Genomic DNA, 17,230 nt, shown 5'->3' with positions numbered 1-17,230 from the left:
TACATAACGCCCCACCACACGGATCCCCACCCGGATCTGTCCACTACACACAGCCCCACGCACGGCACCCATGCGGTACACACCCGCCCCCCACGGAGGCGCAAACACAAAAGAACCCCAGATCGTGACCTACACGACCTGGGGTTCCAGTGGAGCCGCCTTCGGGATTCGAACCCGAGACCTACGCATTACGAGTGCGTTGCTCTGGCCATCTGAGCTAAGGCGGCGCGCGTCCCGCACCTATGGTGCGATCAGCAACGTCAGCAAGTCTACACAGTTTCCGGGGGTGCTCCGTACACCCCTCCGGGCGGGCGGGTGGAGGGGTGTGAGCTGGGGTTACGCGCAGCGCTTGGCGGTGCGGGGGGCGCGGCCCTGCAGGAGGTAGGTGTTGATCGTGTCGTCGACGCAGCGGCTGCCGCGGCCGTACGCCGTGTGGCCGTCGCCCTCGTAGGTGAGGAGGCGGCCCGAGGAGAGCTGGGCGGCGAGGGCCTTGGCCCAGCGGTAGGGGGTGGCGGGGTCGCGGGTGGTGCCGGCGACGAGGATGGGGGCGGCACCCTTCGCCTCGATGCGGTGGGGTTCGCCCGTAGCCTTCACGGGCCAGTACGCGCAGTTCAGGGCCGACCACGCGAGGCCCTCGCCGAAGACGGGCGAGGCCTTCCTGAAGGCGGGGAGCGCGGCCTTCACGTCGTCGGGGGAGCCGAAGGACGGCGGGAGGTCCAGGCAGTTCACGGCGGCGTTGGCGTACATCAGGTTCGAGTACGCGCCGTCGCCGTCGCGCTCGTAGTAGCTGTCGGAGAGGGCGAGCAGGGCCGAGCCGTCGCGGTCGCGCATCGCCGCGTCCAGGGCGTCGCGCAGCTGGGGCCACGCCGACTCGTCGTACATCGCGGCGATCACGCCCGTGGTGGCGAGCGCCTCGCCGAGCGCGCGGCCGCCCGCCGGGCCCGGGTCGCCCGCGGGGATCGGGGAGCGGTCCAGGTCCGCGAAGAAGGCCTTCAGGCGGCGGCCCGCGTCCGCGGGGCTCTTGCGGCCGAGGGGGCAGCCCGCGCTGCGCACGCAGTCCTTCGCGAACGACTGGAAGGCCGTCTCGAAGCCCGCCGTCTGGTCCTCGTTCATCCGGCGGGCCGAGAGGGAGGGGTCCATCGCGCCGTCCAGGACGAGGCGGCCCACCCGGTCGGGGAAGAGCCCGGCGTACGTCGCGCCGAGGAACGTGCCGTACGACGCCCCCACGTACGTCAGCTTGCCGTCGCCCAGGGCGGCGCGCACGACGTCCATGTCCCGGGCCGCCTCGACCGTGGAGACGTGCTTCAGGAGGCCGCCCGCCCGCTGTTCGCAGCCCGCCGTGAACTTCCGGTAGGACGTGGTGAGGCGGGTCGTCTCGGCCGCGTCGTCGGGTGTCACGTCCGTCTGCGTGTACGTGTCCATCTGGCGGTCGTTCAGACACGTGACGGGCTCGCTGCGGGCCACGCCGCGCGGGTCGACCGCCACCATGTCGTAGCGGGCGCGGACCTTGTCGGGGTAGCCGAGCGCCGCGTACGACTGGAGGTAGTCGATCGCGGAGCCGCCGGGTCCGCCCGGGTTGACCAGGAGCGAGCCCAGACGGTCGGCGGCCTTGCCCGTCGCCCGCTTGCGGGACACGGCGAGGCGCAGGTCGCCCGCGCCCGGGGCGGCGTAGTCGCGCGGCACGCGCAGCGTCGCGCACTCGAAGTCGGGCACCCCGCAGGCGCGCCAGCGCGGCTTCTGGTCGTAGTACGGCGCCAGCTGCTTCGGCGTGGCACGGGGCAGCGCGGCCAGGGCGACGTTCGCCGTGGGATCGCCCGAACCGTCCGACGAGCAGCCCGGGATGAGCAGCGCGGCGGCCAGCAGCGCGAGGACTCCCCGGCGGAGGCGGGGCGTCCCGGGGCGACCTTGGGGACGGGGGCGTCGGGCGCGGCTGGTGGTTCCCATCACGCGAGAGTAACGCTCCGGTGTCGCACGATCACCATGCGTGCCCTTTTGGGTGACCTCGGAGGCTCGGGGGCCTCGGAGGGTGGGCGGACTCGGAGGGTGGGCGGTCTCGGAGGCTTGGGCGGCCCCGGAAGCTTGGGGGCCCGGAGGCTGCGCGGCCTCAGCGGTCCGCGCCGGTCACCCCGCCCGCAGCGCCACCGTCATCGCCTCCACCGCGAGCAGCGGCGCCACATTGCGGTCAAGGGCCGTGCGGCAGGCGCCGATCGCCTCGATGCGGCGCAGCGTGGACTCCGGAGAGGTGCCGCGCGCCATGCGCTCCAGCATGTCCTGCACCTCCGTGTTGGCGAGCGGCACGCGGGAGCCCAACTGGAGCGCGAGGACGTCCCGATAGAACCCGGTCAGGTCGACCAGGGCCAGGTCGAGGCTGTCGCGCTGCGTACGGGTCCTGCGGCGCTTCTGCTTGTCCTCCAGCTCCTTCATCGCACCCGCCGTGCCGCGCGGCATCCGGCCGCCCTGCGCCGCGCCGAGCGCCGCCTTCAGGTCCTCGGTCTCCTTGACGTCGACGTCCTCGGCGACCTGCTTGGCCTCCTCGGCGGCCGTGTCGATCAGCTCCTGCGCGGCCCGCAGACAACCGCCGATGTCCTCGACGCGCAGCGGCAGCTTCAGCACGGCGGCCCGGCGCTGCCGCGCGCGCTCGTCCGTCGCGAGGCTGCGGGCCCGGTCGATGTGCCCCTGGGTGGCACGGGCGGCGGCCGCGGCGGCCGTCGGCTCGATGCCGTCGCGGCGCACGAGCATGTCGGCGACCGCCTCCACCGACGGCGTACGCAGCGTCAGGTGGCGGCAGCGGGAGCGGATGGTGGGCAGCACGTCCTCAAGGGAGGGCGCGCACAGCAGCCACACGGTGCGGGGGGCGGGCTCCTCCACGGCCTTCAGCAGGACGTTCCCCGCGCCCTCGGTGAGGCGGTCGGCGTCCTCCAGGACGATGACCTGCCAGCGGCCCACGGCGGGCGAGAGCTGGGCGCGGCGGACCAGCTCGCGGGTCTCCTTGACGCCGATGGAGAGGAGGTCGGTGCGGACCACCTCCACGTCCGCGTGCGTGCCGATCAGGCTCGTGTGGCAGCCGTCGCAGAAGCCGCAGCCGGGCTCGCCCCCGAGCGCGCGGTCCGGGCTCACGCACTGCAGGGCCGCGGCGAAGGCGCGGGCGGTGTCGGCCCGGCCGGAGCCGGGCGGGCCCGTGAACAGCCAGGCGTGCGTCATCTTCGACGACTCGGGCACGGGAACGCCGGTGTCGGCGGCGGTGACCAAGGCATCGGCGTCACGTGCGGCGGCCGCGAGCTGGACGCTCACCTTCTCCTGGCCCACCAGGTCGTCCCATACCGGCATGGGTCACCGCCTTCGCCTTGCCTTCGCGCACACGTCACCGTCGTACGCGCGCCTCCTTCACCACGTGCGTGACCGTCACCAGGCACGTCAGGCACGTCGCGCTGTCGGAACTCATTGTGGGGCACGGCACTGACAACCCCGGCCGCGCACTCGTTGACCTGGGCCTTTGCGCGGCCGCCCGGTCAGCGGCCCCGCAGTCAGCGGCGGCGCCGCCTGCCCCGCTCCTCCGGCTCGTCCTCGTGCGACCCGAGGAGTTCGTCGGCGAGCGACGGCAGGTCGTCCATCGGCGTCTCCTCCGCCCACTCGGAGCGCTGACGGCGCGGGGTGCCGTTCTCGTCGACCTGCGGCAGCTCGCGCGTGCGGTCGTTCGGGCCGAGGTCGTCCCGCGCGTCGGCATGGGCGCGCTCGTCGCGGAAGTAGCCGGGCGGGACCCGGTCCGCCACGTCGTCCCGTACGGGCGCGTCGTCGCGTACAGGCGCGCTGTCCGGTACGGCCGCGTCGTCCCGCAGTGCCGGAAGGACCGTCGTCTCATCCGCCGCTCCGTCCACACTCACCTGCGGAAGCACGGTGGTCTCGTCGGCGGAGCCCGGTACCGCGCCCTGCGTGGCCTGCGGCAGCTTCGCCGTCTCGTCGGCGGCGCCCAGCGCCTTCGGGTCGACGACCGGCGTCGCCACGGTGGTCTCGTTGTCGGGCGAGGTCGGCCTGTCGGACTCGGCCGAGGCGGGCTGTCCGGCCGACGAGGACTGTCGGGCCGAAGAAGGCTGCTCGGCCGACGAGGGCCGCGCGCCCGAAGACGACCGCTTGTCCAGCTTCGGCGCCTGGGCAGGACGCGCGGGCGGCTCAGGCGAAGCCGAAGCCGAGGCCGGAGCACGGGCCGGAGCCGGCGGCGCCTCCGCGGCCGAGCCCGTCACCGCCGCGGACGCCGCCGCGGAGGCAGCCGCCTCCGCAAGGCGCCGGGCCTCCTCCGCCCGCCGCAGCGCCTCCTCCGCCTTGCGCTGCTTCTCCAGGCGCCGGGCCTCCGCCTCGGCACGCAGCCGGGCCTCTTCCTCGGCCTTGCGCCGGGCCTCTTCCTCGGCGCGCCGCCGCGCTTCCTCCTCGGCCTTGCGGGCCGCCTCTTCCTCGGCGCGGCGCTTGGCCTCCTCCTCGGCCTTGCGGCGGGCCTCCTCGGCGCGCTGCCGGGCCTCCTCCGCCTGGCGCTCGGCCTCGCGGCGCTGGGCCTCCTCCAGCTCGCGCCGCTTGCGCTCCTCTTCCTCGGCGCGCAGCTTGGCGAGCTGCTCCTGGCGCTCGCGCTCCTTGCGCTCCTCCTCGGCCTTGCGGGCCGCCTCCTCCTCGGCGCGGCGCCGGGCCTCCTCCTCGGCCTTGCGACGGGCCTCTTCCTGGGCCTTGATCTCGGCTTCGGAGAGCGGCAGTACGACGTCGAGCCGGTGCCGGATGACCGTCGTGACGGCCTCCGGCTCCTGGGCCGCGTCCACGACCAGGTAGCGCCCGGGGTCGGCGGCGGCGAGGGTGAGGAAGCCGGACCGCACGCGCGCGTGGAACTCGGCGGGCTCCGACTCCAGGCGGTCGGGCGCCTCGGTGAAGCGCTCGCGCGCAGCCTCGGGCGCCACGTCGAGCAGGACCGTCAGATGCGGGACGAGGCCGCCCGTGGCCCAGCGGTTGATGCGGGCCACCTCGGTGGGCGACAGGTCGCGGCCCGCGCCCTGGTACGCGACGGACGAGTCGATGTACCGGTCGGAGATCACCACGGCCCCGCGCGCGAGGGCGGGCCGTACGACGGTGTCGACGTGCTCCGCGCGGTCGGCGGCGTACAGCAGCGCCTCGGCACGGTGCGAGAGACCGGCCGACGACACGTCGAGCAGGATCGACCGCAGCCGCTTGCCGACGGGCGTGGCGCCCGGCTCACGCGTGACGACGACCTCGTGGCCCTTGGCCCGGATCCAGTCGGCGAGCGCCTCGGCCTGGGTGGACTTCCCGGCGCCGTCGCCGCCCTCCAGGGCGATGAAGAAGCCGGAGTCGGCGGGCGTCTGCACCGGGTCGTCGCCGCCGCGCAGCGCGTCCCGCAGGTCGTGGCGCAGCGGCACGCCCTGCCGGTCGTCGGCCTTGGCGAGGACGAGCGCGGCCACCGGCAGGAGCAGCGCGCCGACCAGCATCAGCGTGAAGGAGGCGCCCCCGTGGTCGAACACGAACTTGCCGTTGACCATCCGGTGCGGCCCGATGACCGCGGCCAGCAGCGGCGCCACCAGTACGGCGAGCGCCACGAAGAGGCGTACGGCCGCCTGGAGGTGCTCGGTGGTGCGGGCCCTGCGGTAGTCCTCGACCTCCTGGTCGAGGAGCGCGTGCCCGGTGTTCGCGGCGACGCCCGCCGCCACGCCCGCGAGCAGCAGGATCAGCAGCACGCTCGTCAGGTCCGGCACGAGGCCGGCGGCGAGGAGGGCGACACCGGTCACGGCGATGGCGAGGGCGAAAAGGCGGCGGCGCGACAGCGAGGGCAGCAGCGCGGGCGCGAGACGGATGCCGGCGACCGTGCCACCGGTCAGCGCGAAGACGAACAGGCCGTACGTGACCGGCCCGCCCTGGAGGTCCTTGGCGTGCAGCACGGTGACCGCGACGGCCGCGGCGACCGCTCCGGCGACGGCGGTGCAGGCGGCGACGAGCAGCGGGATCGCGCCGGTACGGCCCTTGTCGGTGCCGGTTCCGGTACGGGGCCTGCGCAGGCCCTCCAGGGGGCTGCGCGGGCGCGGCGTCTGCGTGCCGGGCAGCCGGATGGCGTACACGACCGAGGCGGACGCGGCGAAGAGCCCGGCGGCGACGAACGAGGCGAGCCCGACCTGGTGCCGCTCGAACCAGTCGACGCCCGAGCCGAGCAGGTTGCTGACGAGACCGACCGCGACGAGGACGACGGCGGCCAGGGGCAGCGCCACGAACCCCGTGCGCAGCGAAAGGCGCCGCAGCGCGTCCAGGTGGTCGGGCAGCGGGCGCACGGCGGCGCCCTCCGGCGGCGGGTTGGGCAGCAGCGCGGGCGCGGCGCTCTCGCGGGCGACCGTCCAGAAGCGCTCGCTGACGCCGACGACGAAGGAGGTGACCAGGAGCAGCGCGAGCGCGTTGGCCGGTGTCCAGACGATCCACAGGGGCGCGCAGACGAGGAGCGCGGCGCGCACGCCGTCGGCGCCGATCATGGTCCAGCGACGGTCCAGGGGCCCGTCCGGCGAGGTGAGGGTGGTGAGCGGGCCGAGCAGGACCGCCCCGAAGAGCAGCGTCGCGAGGACGCGGGCTCCGAAGACGGCGGTCACGGCGATCGACACGCCGCGGTAGCCGCCGCCGAAGGACCCTTCGGCGATGGCCGCCTGGAGCCCGAGGACGACGAGGACGAGCAGCGCCAGGGCGTCACCGACGCTCCCGACGAGGTGCGCGCTCCACAACCGCTTCAGCTGCGGTACGCGCAACAGGGCCCGCACCGCGCGCTCGCGGGAATCCGCCGCCAGGGAATCGTCGGGAACCGTGGTCATGGCGGGTGGCTGCTCGGCACGCGTCATCCGTCCAGCCTATCTGGAGGCCGAGCCTTCACAGCGGCGACGCCCGAACATACGGGCGTCGCCCGCGGGGAGTACCGGAGGTCCGCCGGGGCGCTCGGAACCACGCGAGCCCCTGACCGGGAACGGTCAGGGGCTCGCGGGAGCAGGCCTACGGCGGGCCGACGGTCAGTCGGTGGTCTCCGACGGTCAGTCGGTGGTCTCCGCGGCGGCGGTCTTCTTGGCGACGGCCTTCTTCGTAGTCGTCGTCTTCTTGGCAGCCGTCTTCTTTGCCGTCGTTTTCTTGGCGGCGGTCTTCTTGGCCGCCGTCTTCTTCGCGGGAGCCTTCTTCACGGCCTTCTTGGCGGTCTTCTTCGCGGGACCCTTCGCCCGCTTCTCCGCGAGCAGCTCGAAGCCGCGCTCCGGGGTGATGTCCTCCACGGAGTCGGCCGCGCGCAGCGTCGCGTTGGTCTCGCCGTCCGTCACGTACGGGCCGAAGCGGCCGTCCTTGACGACGACGGGCTTGCCGCTGACCGGGTCCTCGCCGAGCTCCTTGAGCGGCGGCTTCGCGGCGGCGCGGCCGCGCTGCTTCGGCTTGGAGTAGATCTCCAGGGCCTCGTCGAGGGTGATGGTGAAGAGCTGGTCCTCACTCTCCAGGGAGCGCGAGTCGGTGCCCTTCTTCAGATACGGGCCGTAGCGGCCGTTCTGGGCGGTGATCTCGACGCCCTCGGCGTCGGTGCCGACGACGCGCGGCAGCGACATCAGCTTGAGCGCGTCCGCGAGCGTCACCGTGTCCAGGGACATCGTCTTGAAGAGCGAGGCCGTGCGCGGCTTGACCGCGTTCTTGCCGGTCTTCGGAGTGCCCTCGGGGAGCACCTCGGTGACGTACGGGCCGTAGCGGCCGTCCTTGGCGATGATTTCGCGGCCCGTCTCCGGGTCCGTGCCGAGCTGGAAGTCACCGCTCGGCTTGGCGAGCAGCTCCTCCGCGTACGCGACCGTCAGCTCGTCCGGAGCCAGGTCGTCCGGGACGTCCGCGCGCTGATGGTTCTCGGAGTCCTTCTCACCGCGCTCCACGTAGGGGCCGTAGCGGCCGACGCGCAGCACGATGTCGTCGCCGACGGGGAAGGACGACACCTCGCGGGCGTCGATCGCGCCCAGGTCGGTGACGAGCTCCTTGAGGCCGCCGAGGTGGTCGCCGTCGCCGTTCCCGGCGTCGGCGGCACCGCTCGTACCGATGCCGTCGCCCTCGCCGAAGTAGAAGCGCCGCAGCCACGGCACGGCCTGGGCCTCGCCGCGCGCGATGCGGTCGAGGTCGTCCTCCATGCGGGCGGTGAAGTCGTAGTCGACGAGCCGCCCGAAGTGCTTCTCCAGGAGGTTCACCACGGCGAAGGAGAGGAAGGACGGCACCAAGGCCGTGCCCTTCTTGAAGACGTAGCCGCGGTCCAGGATCGTGCCGATGATCGACGCGTACGTCGACGGGCGGCCGATCTCGCGCTCTTCCAGCTCCTTGACCAGGGAGGCCTCGGTGTAGCGGGCCGGGGGCTTGGTGGCGTGGCCGTCGACGGACATGTCGTCGGCGGACAGCGGGTCGCCCTCGGAGACCTGCGGAAGGCGGCGCTCGCGGTCGTCCAGCTCGGCGTTCGGGTCGTCGGCGCCCTCTACGTAGGCCTTGAGGAAGCCGTGGAAGGTGATGGTCTTGCCGGACGCGCTGAACTCGGCGTCGCGGCCGTCGGCGGCCCGGCCGCCGATCTTCACGGTGACCGAGTTGCCCGTCGCGTCCTTCATCTGGGAGGCGACGGTCCGCTTCCAGATCAGCTCGTAGAGCCGGAACTGATCGCCGGTCAGACCGGTCTCGGCGGGCGTGCGGAAACGATCACCCGACGGTCGGATCGCCTCGTGCGCCTCCTGCGCGTTCTTGACCTTCCCGGCGTAGGTGCGCGGCTTGTCCGGCAGGTAGTCGCTGCCGTACAGCTGCGTGACCTGCGTGCGGGCCGCCGTGACCGCCGTGTCGGACAGCGTCGTGGAGTCCGTACGCATATAGGTGATGAAGCCGTTCTCGTACAGCTTCTGGGCCACCTGCATGGTGGCCTTCGCGCCGAAGCCGAGCTTGCGCGAGGCCTCCTGCTGCATCGTCGTCGTACGGAACGGGGCGTACGGCGAGCGGCGGTACGGCTTGGACTCGACCGAGCGGACCGAGAACGCGGTCTGCTCCAGGGCGGCGGCGAGCGCGCGGGCGTTCGCCTCGTCCAGGTGGAGCGTGTTCTGGCTCTTGAGCTGCCCGACGGAGTCGAAGTCGCGGCCCTGGGCGACGCGCTTGCCGTCGACCGTGGTGAGGCGGGCCACGAGCTGCGAGGGGTCGCTCGCGTCGCCGCCGCGGCCGGTGCCGAAGGTGCCCGTCAGGTCCCAGTACTCGGCGGAGCGGAAGGCGATGCGCTCGCGCTCGCGCTCGACGACGAGCCGGGTCGCCACGGACTGCACGCGGCCCGCCGAGAGCCGCGGCATGACCTTCTTCCAGAGCACCGGCGAGACCTCGTAGCCGTACAGGCGGTCGAGGATGCGGCGGGTCTCCTGGGCGTCGACCATGCGCTGGTTGAGCTCGCGCGGGTTGCGGACGGCGCCCTGGATCGCGTCCTTGGTGATCTCGTGGAACACCATGCGCTTGACCGGCACCTTGGGCTTCAGGACCTCGAGGAGGTGCCACGCGATGGCTTCGCCCTCGCGGTCCTCATCGGTGGCGAGGAAGAGTTCGTCGGACTCCTTGAGGAGGTCCTTGAGCTTCTTGACCTGGGCCTTCTTGTCGGCGTTGACGACGTAAATGGGCTGGAAGTCGTGCTCGACGTCCACGCCGAGGCGGCGCACCTCGCCCGTGTACTTCTCGGGGACCTCGGCGGCGCCGTTGGGAAGGTCACGGATGTGCCCGACGCTCGCCTCGACGGTGTAGCCGGGGCCGAGGTAGCCCTTGATCGTCTTCGCCTTGGCAGGCGACTCGACGATGACGAGTCGGCGGCCGCCCTGTGCGGTCTCGCTGGTCGGGGACAACTTCGCTCTTCTCTCCGGTCGACACTCGGTTGGCAGTACGGTGCCCGGCGCCCCCTGAAGGGTCGCCGTGACGGCGCTTGCGGTTGCGCTGTCGCTGCGGAGTGTGACGGTACATCCCGCCCCCGTGTCAAACGGGAAAAGCTCGCAACGGCCACTCGAACGGTAACCCGACTACCGCCATTCCTGCCGCCTGGGCTGGCCGCGGGGCCTTGAACCGTGCACGGTGGCCGGGCCCGGCGCGCATCGACCGCCCGGTGGTTGTGGTCGCGCTGTGCGCTCGCCGACGGCCTGCCGCGGTCTCTCTCCCGTGTCCCGGGCAGGAGCATGCGTGGAGCGGGCCGACGGCCGGGGGCGGACGCGCCGCCCGCCCGGCCTCACATGCGTGTGAAGGACCACACCGCCAGGGCCAGGGCGCCGCAGCCCGCCAAGGTGGCCAGGGCCGCGGCGGCCGTCTGCTGCACCCCGTGCGCCACCGGGGCGCGATGGGCGACCCGGGTGCCGGTCCACAGCAGCAGCGCGGCGCCGAACAGCGCGAACACCGTCCCGGCGAAGATCGCTGGTCCGCTCTCCATGGCCCGGCCTCCCCGTGCAGTCCCGTACGTGACATCTGTGGGATGCCCCGGCTGCGGACGCTGGCACGTCCAGGCGGCGGAACCACGAAATCCGGGTGAACGAGGGGCGGCGGGGCGGGACGACAATGGCCGGTTCCATACGCGGAAGGGCCGACTCCGGGTGGGTACGGGGATCGGCCCCCGGTGGTGACAGGGACTCGTCACGTTGCGTACAGAAGTCGCTCACACCGCGTACGTGACCGGCCGGAGCCCGCACGAGACGCGCCTCCGGTCGCCACGGCCGTCCCTACCGCCCCTGCTGCCCCACCGGCTCCAGGAATCCCTGCTCCACCAGGAGCCGGATCTGGGCCGGGGTGCGGTCCCGGAGCGCCACCGGGTCCTCGCCCATCAGCTGGGCGATGGCGTCCAGGATGCGGCCGGCGCCGAGCGTGCCGTCACACACGCCGGCGAAGCCCGCGCCCACGGTGTCCACGCGGGTTGCCCGCCGCATGCCGCGGTGCTGGCGCAGCACGACGTGCTCCGGGTCCTCGGCACCGGGCATGCCGACCTGCTCCTGCACGACGTCGGCGGCGAGCTTGAAGTGGTCGGCGAGCAGCGCGGCGTCGTCGTGGGCACGCAGATAGTCCTGGCGGGCGAAGTGGGCCCGGACCGTCTCACCGAGGGGCTGCTCGACGGGGTGCGGCCACTCCTCGATGGTCACGGACGGCTCGGCGGCCCCGGACTTGCGCAGCGTGATCCAGCCGAAGCCGACGCCCTTGGCCTTGCGGGCCTCGAACTCGTCGAGCCACGCGTCGTACAGCGCCGCGTACTCCGCCGGATCGGTGCGGTGGTCCCCGGCGTCGCGCAGCCACAACTCCGCGTACTGCGTGATGTCCTGCACCTCGCGCTGCACGATCCAGGCGTCACAGCCACGCGGCACCCAGGAACGGACGCGCTCGGTCCACTCCTCGCCCTCCACGTGCTGCCAGTTGGCGAGGAAGTGCGCGTACCCCCCTTCGTTCAACATGTCCCCCGCCTGCTGAACGATCGAGCGGCACAGATCGTCCCCGCCCATGCCGCCGTCGCGGTACGTGAGCCGCGCGCCGGGCGAGATCACGAACGGCGGGTTGGACACGATGAGGTCGTACGTCTCGCCCTCGACCGGCTGGTACAGCGAGCCCTCCCGCAGGTCCGCGTCCGGTGCCCCGGAGAGCGCGAGCGTGAGCCGGGTGATGTGCAGGGCACGGGGGTTGAGGTCGGTCGCGGTGACGCGGGTGGCGTGCTGGGCGGCGTGCAGGGCCTGGATGCCGGAGCCCGTACCGACATCGAGGGCACTGGCCACGGGTGTGCGCACGGTGACCCCGGCGAGCGTCGTGGAAGCGCCGCCGACGCCGAGCACCACGCCTTCGTCACGGCTGCCGATGCCCCCGGCCCCGCCGACCGCGCACCCCAGGTCAGAGACGATGAACCAGTCCTCGCCGTCGGGCCCTCCGTACGGGCGTACGTCGACGGTGGCCTTGAGGTCGCCGCCCTCGCCCGCCGCGCGGTCCTCCGCGAGCCAACCGCTCTCCAGGAGGGGGCCGACGGGCAGCACGCGCTCCACGCGCGCGCGAGGCACGGAGCGCTGCAACAGGAAGAGCCGTACGAGCGTCTCCAGGTCGCCGTCGCCCCGGGTGGCCCGCAGCGCGGGCACGGTCTCGCTGCGCGCGAGTGCGGCGTACGCGGACGCCCCCAGGAGTTCGAGGAGTCCGTCCGCGGTGAAGTCGGCCCCCAGGAGGGCCTCCCTGAGGCGGGCGGTGACATCGGAACGTTCAGACAAAGGCAGGCCATAGCTCACGCCCACATTGTGACCCGTGCTCAGGCAGACGGTCCGCGCACAACGCCCGCGACGACCGTACGCACGACTTTCTCGACGGCCTCGGGCTCCGGCGGGGCGCCCTTCCGGTCGGCGAACAGCAGGTGCCCGGCGCCGATCAGCGTGGGCGCGAGCGTGTCGACGTCGGCGTAGGCCGCGAGACGGCCCCGTTCGCGCTCGGCGCAGAGGTACGCGACGACCATGGCGGTGGCCTCCGCGAGCACCGGCACCCCGGTGGGCCGCACCTGCCGCAGCCGGGCGCGCAGCTCGTCGCGCGAGGTCACGAGGCCGACCACCGCCACGGCGACCGAGCCGAACAGCTCCGTCAGGGCGCCGCTGAGGTTGCCGACGACGGTGCCGGTCCCGGCGGACGCGCGCAGCACGGCGGCCTGACGGTCGACGCGGGCGACGCGGTCCAGGACCAGTTCGGCGAGGAAGGCGTCGAAGTCGGCGAAGTGCCGGTGCAGCACGCCCTTGGCACAGCCCGCCTCCGTGGTGACCGCCCGGCTGGTCAGCGCGCTCGGCCCGTCCCGGAGCAGGACGCGCTCGGCGGCGTCGAAGAGCTGCTCGCGCGCGTCGCGGATGGCGACTCCTGTGGGCACCGGGGCCTCTCCTTTACTAGCGGGCACTTACGGGCACTTACGGGCTGCTTCTAGGGCGCTGCGGCCTTCGGCTGCCGGGCCGTTGACGAGTGGGCGAGCGCCCACTCATAGTGGGCGCATGCCCACTTTACCGCCGGGGCCAGCGGAGCAGGGCCCTCCCAGCGAGCCGACGCCCCATCAACATCGCGACGTGGCCGAGTCGTTCGGTGCGGACGCCGACCGCTACGACCGGGCCCGGCCCGGCTACCCCCAGGACCTGGTGGACCGCGTCGTCGCCGCGAGCCCGGGACCCGATGTCGTCGACGTCGGCACGGGGACCGGTATCGCCGCCCGCCAGTTCCAGGCGACCGGATGCCGGGTGCTCGGGGTCGAGCCGGACGCGCGGATGGCGGCCCTGGCGCGGCGGCGCGGCCTCTCGGTGGAGGTGGCGGCGTTCGAGGGCTGGGAACCGGCCGGGCGGGCCTTCGACGCGGTCGTCTCCGGCCAGGCGTGGCACTGGGTGGACCCGGTGGCGGGCGCGGCGAAGGCGGCCCGGACGCTGCGGCCCGGCGGCCGCCTCGCCGTGTTCTGGAACGCGGGCGAGCCCCCGGCCGGCCTCATGGAGGCCTTCGCGGGGGTCTACAGCCGCGTGCTGCCCGACTCGCTCGCCGCCCGCCAGTGGACGATGTCCGCCGGAGACGCGTACGCGGCGCTCGTCCTGAAGGCCGCCGACGGGATGCGTGCGGCGAGCGCGTTCGGCGCGCCGGAGGAGTGGCGCTTCACCTGGGAGCGGGACTACACCAGGGACGAGTGGCTGGACCAGCTGCCCACGACCGGGGGCCACACCGGCCTCCCGGCCGCCCGCCTGGAGGAGGTCCTCGCGGGCGTCGGAGCCGCCGTGGACGCGGCAGGAGGCGGCTTCACGATGCGGTACACGACGGTGGTGGCCACGGCGGTGCGTACGTAGGACGCGAGAAGGGCGCGAGAAGGGCGCTCCCTGCCGAGGAGGCGCCCTTCATCACACCGCACGGGCGGGGTCGCCGGGCTCTGGTCGCCGTGCCCTGGTCGCCCAGCTCTACAGCCGCCGCCCCGACGCGCCGACGAGCCCCGCGACCTGCCGAGCCGTCAGCTGGCCGAAGGCGAGCTTCCGGCCTTGCAGCTGTCCTGCTCGCGCATGGCCTTGCCGACGTCCCCGGCCTCCAGCTGCTTCTGGGCCGTGTTCTCGCTCTTGCTGAGCTTGCCCAGCTCCTCGGCGACCTTGGCGAGGTCGTCCGCGAAGGCCGACTGGTTCTTCGTGTCGAGCTTGTCGGTCTGCGTCTTGAGGCCCGCGTACGACTTGGAGAGGCCGTCCAGCTCCTTCACGGCGGCGTTCAGCTTCTTCTCGCCGTCGTCGACCGGCGGCGCGCCCGCCTTCTTCAGGGCGGCGCTGCGCTCCTTGTAGGCGTCGGAGATGTCCTGGAACGCCTGCGAGTCGGTCTTCTTCACTTCCTCCGGCGAGCTGTTGTCCGCGGTCTGCTTCTTGATCGCCGCGTTGGCGTCCGCGATCTTCTTCGACTGGGCCTGTACGGCCGTGTCGCAGACCTTCTTGGCCCAGTCGTCCAGCTTCTTGTTGCCGTCGTCGTCCGAGCACCCCGACAGCGCCAGTACCAGTACCGCACCGCCGGACAGTGCGGCCGCGAGCTTCTTGTTCACCGGATTGGTCCCTTCCATGGCTCTCGGCCCCGGAACTTACACGTCGAGGGGGCGGTGACCGCACGCCGGGCGTCCGGTACCACCGCTATTGCAGCCATTTGCACCAAGGGGCGCGGGGCGAGAGAAGGCTCACGGGAGGCGCCGGGAGGCGCCGCCGACACGCACGAGGGGCGGGCAGCGCCTCAAAAGGCGCCACCCGCCCCCGTGTTGGGACGGAAAGACCGGCTACGAGACGATCGCGGGGTCGGCCGAGCTGGCGACCTTCCCCGGGTTCTCCTCGTCACCGACGGCGATGCCGCGCCGCTTGGACACGTACACCGCGCCGACGATGACCGCGATGGACAGGGCCGCGATCAGGACGCGCATGGCGACGCTCTTGTCCTCTCCGTAGCTGAACTTGACGACCGCGGGCGCGATGAGCAGCGCCACCAGGTTCATCACCTTCAACAGCGGGTTGATCGCCGGGCCCGCGGTGTCCTTGAACGGGTCGCCGACCGTGTCGCCGATCACCGTCGCGGCGTGGGCCTCGCTGCCCTTGCCGCCGTGGTGGCCGTCCTCGACCAGCTTCTTCGCGTTGTCCCACGCGCCACCGGAGTTGGCCAGGAACACCGCCATCAGCGTGCCCGTGCCGATCGCGCCCGCGAGGAACGAGCCGAGCGCGCCGACGCCGAACGTGAAGCCGACCGCGATCGGCGTGAGCACGGCGATCAGACCGGGCGTGGCCAGCTCGCGCAGCGCGTCCTTGGTGCAGATGTCGACGACGCGCCCGTACTCGGGCTGCTCCGTGTAGTCCATGATCCCGGGGCGCTCGCGGAACTGCCGCCGCACCTCGTACACCACGGCCCCCGCCGACCGCGACACCGCGTTGATCGCGAGCCCCGAGAAGAGGAACACGACCGCGGCGCCGAGGATCAGGCCCACCAGGTTGTTCGGCTGTGAGATGTCCATCACCAGGTTCATCGGCGCACCGTCGCCGAGTTTCTGGCCGACGTCGTCGGCCGCTTCGGCGATCGCGTCCCGGTACGAGCCGAACAGCGCCGAGGCCGCCAGGACGGCCGTGGCGATGGCGATGCCCTTGGTGATGGCCTTGGTGGTGTTGCCCACGGCGTCCAGGTCGGTGAGCACCTGCGCGCCCGCGCCCTGGACGTCGCCGGACATCTCGGCGATGCCCTGCGCGTTGTCGGAGACCGGTCCGAAGGTGTCCATGGCGACGATGACGCCGACCGTGGTGAGCAGGCCGGTCCCGGCCAGCGCCACCGCGAACAGGGCGAGCATGATCGACGCACCGCCGAGCAGGAACGCCCCGTACACGCCGAGGCCGATCAACAGCGCCGTGTAGACGGCTGATTCCAGGCCCACGGAGATGCCCGCGAGGATGACGGTGGCCGGGCCCGTGAGCGAGGTCTTGCCGATGTCCTTGACCGGCCGCCGGGTGGTCTCGGTGAAGTAGCCGGTGAGCTGCTGGATCAGCGCGGCCAGGACGATGCCGATGGCGACCGCCACGACCGCGAGGATCCGCGGGTCGCCGCTCTTGGCCAGGATCGCCGCGTCCTCGACCCCGTCCAAGTCCGCGTACGACGACGGGAGGTAGACGAAGACGGCCACCGCGACGAGCGCGAGCGAGATGAACGCCGAGATGAAGAAGCCGCGGTTGATGGCGGTCATGCCGCTGCGGTCGGAGCGCCGTGGCGCCACCGCGAAGATGCCGATCATCGCGGTGATCACGCCGATCGCGGGCACGATCAGCGGGAAGGCGAGCCCGGCGTCACCGAACGCGGCCTTGCCGAGGATCAGCGCGGCGACGAGCGTGACGGCGTACGACTCGAAGAGGTCGGCGGCCATCCCTGCGCAGTCGCCGACGTTGTCGCCCACGTTGTCGGCGATGGTCGCGGCATTGCGCGGATCGTCCTCCGGAATGCCCTGTTCGACCTTGCCGACCAGGTCGGCGCCGACGTCGGCGGCCTTGGTGAAGATGCCGCCTCCGACACGCATGAACATCGCGATCAGCGCGGCTCCGAGGCCGAAGCCTTCGAGCACCTTCGGTGCGTCGGCCGCGTACACGAGCACGACACAGGAGGCACCGAGCAGACCGAGCCCCACTGTGAACATGCCGACGACGCCGCCCGTACGGAAAGCGATCTTCATCGCTTTGTGCGAGACGGCGGTGAGATCCTTTTCCGGCTCGCCTTCCGCCGGTGTCGCTTCCCGGGCCGCGGCGGCCACGCGCACATTGCTGCGCACGGCGAGCCACATACCGATATAGCCGGTGGTCGCCGAGAAGGCAGCTCCGATCAGGAAGAACACCGACCGGCCGATGCGCTGATTCCAGTCGTCCGCGGGCAGCAGCATGAGCAGGAAGAACACCACGACGGCGAAAACGCCGAGGGTCCGCAACTGCCGCCACAGATAGGCATTCGCGCCTTCCTGCACCGCCGCCGCGATCTTCTTCATGCTGTCGGTGCCCTCGTCGGCCGCGAGCACTTGACGGACGAGCACCCAGGCGACCGCCAGGGCGGCGATCGCGACGGCCGCGATGACCATCACGATGAGCCGGTTGTCGTCGGTCAGTACCGGACCCGCGAGGATTGAGGGGTGGTCGAGCTGATGAGGGGTAGAAAGCCCCGCCATTCGTCCTCCTTGACGCTTGGGCTGAGCTCAAGATGTGGACGGATTGTA

Annotated in this window: 10 protein-coding genes and 1 tRNA gene; 1 reads left to right on the top strand and 10 read right to left on the bottom strand. The window is 72.5% G+C overall.

Annotated elements, in window-relative coordinates; all coding sequences use genetic code 11:
- Positions 1-150: 150 nt before the first annotated feature.
- The 8 genes from CP982_RS23370 to CP982_RS23335 form a co-directional block, all read right to left on the bottom strand.
- Positions 151-227: transfer RNA gene (locus CP982_RS23370), tRNA-Thr, on the bottom strand.
- Between the two features lie 109 nt (positions 228-336).
- Complete coding sequence (locus CP982_RS23365; protein ID WP_150512313.1) at positions 337-1,944, bottom strand: alpha/beta hydrolase; 1,608 nt, start codon at positions 1,942-1,944, stop codon at positions 337-339.
- 177 nt (positions 1,945-2,121) lie between these two features.
- The gene (locus tag CP982_RS23360) at positions 2,122-3,327 is read right to left on the bottom strand and encodes a DNA polymerase III subunit delta' (protein WP_150512312.1); all 1,206 of its coding nucleotides are present in this window, start codon (positions 3,325-3,327) and stop codon (positions 2,122-2,124) included.
- Between the two features lie 197 nt (positions 3,328-3,524).
- Complete coding sequence (gene tmk, locus CP982_RS23355) at positions 3,525-6,860, bottom strand: dTMP kinase (RefSeq protein ID WP_150512311.1); 3,336 nt, start codon at positions 6,858-6,860, stop codon at positions 3,525-3,527.
- Positions 6,861-7,046: 186 nt separating this feature from the next.
- Positions 7,047-9,875 carry a type I DNA topoisomerase gene (gene topA, locus CP982_RS23350; RefSeq protein ID WP_150512310.1) on the bottom strand — a complete coding sequence of 943 codons (2,829 nt, stop codon included), beginning with the start codon at positions 9,873-9,875 and terminating at the stop codon, positions 7,047-7,049.
- A 374-nt stretch (positions 9,876-10,249) separates the two neighbouring features.
- Positions 10,250-10,447, bottom strand: a complete 198-nt coding sequence (locus CP982_RS23345) for a hypothetical protein (RefSeq protein ID WP_144320182.1) — start codon at positions 10,445-10,447, stop codon at positions 10,250-10,252.
- A 286-nt stretch (positions 10,448-10,733) separates the two neighbouring features.
- Complete coding sequence (locus CP982_RS23340) at positions 10,734-12,251, bottom strand: DUF7059 domain-containing protein (protein ID WP_372503520.1); 1,518 nt, start codon at positions 12,249-12,251, stop codon at positions 10,734-10,736.
- Positions 12,252-12,283: 32 nt separating this feature from the next.
- A complete protein-coding gene (locus tag CP982_RS23335) occupies positions 12,284-12,883 on the bottom strand; it encodes a TetR/AcrR family transcriptional regulator (RefSeq protein WP_150512308.1) in 600 nt (199 codons plus the stop codon).
- Positions 12,884-13,001: 118 nt separating this feature from the next.
- Between CP982_RS23335 and CP982_RS23330 the strand changes: the two genes are divergently transcribed.
- Positions 13,002-13,829, top strand: coding sequence for a class I SAM-dependent methyltransferase (locus CP982_RS23330; protein WP_150512307.1), 828 nt, complete (start codon positions 13,002-13,004; stop codon positions 13,827-13,829).
- Positions 13,830-13,987: 158 nt separating this feature from the next.
- On the opposite strand, the gene CP982_RS23325 is transcribed toward CP982_RS23330, so the two are convergent.
- Together CP982_RS23325 and CP982_RS23320 are read right to left on the bottom strand one after the other, a co-directional pair.
- Positions 13,988-14,572 (bottom strand): small secreted protein, encoded by a 585-nt coding sequence (locus CP982_RS23325; RefSeq protein WP_150512306.1) that lies wholly within the window; start codon positions 14,570-14,572, stop codon positions 13,988-13,990.
- Between the two features lie 207 nt (positions 14,573-14,779).
- Complete coding sequence (locus CP982_RS23320) at positions 14,780-17,182, bottom strand: sodium-translocating pyrophosphatase (RefSeq protein ID WP_150512305.1); 2,403 nt, start codon at positions 17,180-17,182, stop codon at positions 14,780-14,782.
- Positions 17,183-17,230 lie beyond the last annotated feature (48 nt).

Source organism: Streptomyces spectabilis (assembly GCF_008704795.1).
GTDB classification, from domain to species: domain Bacteria; phylum Actinomycetota; class Actinomycetes; order Streptomycetales; family Streptomycetaceae; genus Streptomyces; species Streptomyces spectabilis.
This window is presented reverse-complemented; position numbering and strand designations above follow the sequence as displayed.

Excerpts from the sequence above, each read along its gene's own strand:
- CP982_RS23320 (WP_150512305.1), bottom strand. The coding sequence starts at position 17,182 with ATGGCGGGGCTTTCTACCCCTCATCAGCTCGACCACCCCTCAATCCTC.
- CP982_RS23330 (WP_150512307.1), top strand. The coding sequence starts at position 13,002 with ATGCCCACTTTACCGCCGGGGCCAGCGGAGCAGGGCCCTCCCAGCGAG.
- CP982_RS23365 (WP_150512313.1), bottom strand. The coding sequence starts at position 1,944 with ATGGGAACCACCAGCCGCGCCCGACGCCCCCGTCCCCAAGGTCGCCCC.
- CP982_RS23345 (WP_144320182.1), bottom strand. The coding sequence starts at position 10,447 with ATGGAGAGCGGACCAGCGATCTTCGCCGGGACGGTGTTCGCGCTGTTC.
- tmk (WP_150512311.1), bottom strand. The coding sequence starts at position 6,860 with ATGACGCGTGCCGAGCAGCCACCCGCCATGACCACGGTTCCCGACGAT.
- CP982_RS23360 (WP_150512312.1), bottom strand. The coding sequence starts at position 3,327 with ATGCCGGTATGGGACGACCTGGTGGGCCAGGAGAAGGTGAGCGTCCAG.
- CP982_RS23325 (WP_150512306.1), bottom strand. The coding sequence starts at position 14,572 with ATGGAAGGGACCAATCCGGTGAACAAGAAGCTCGCGGCCGCACTGTCC.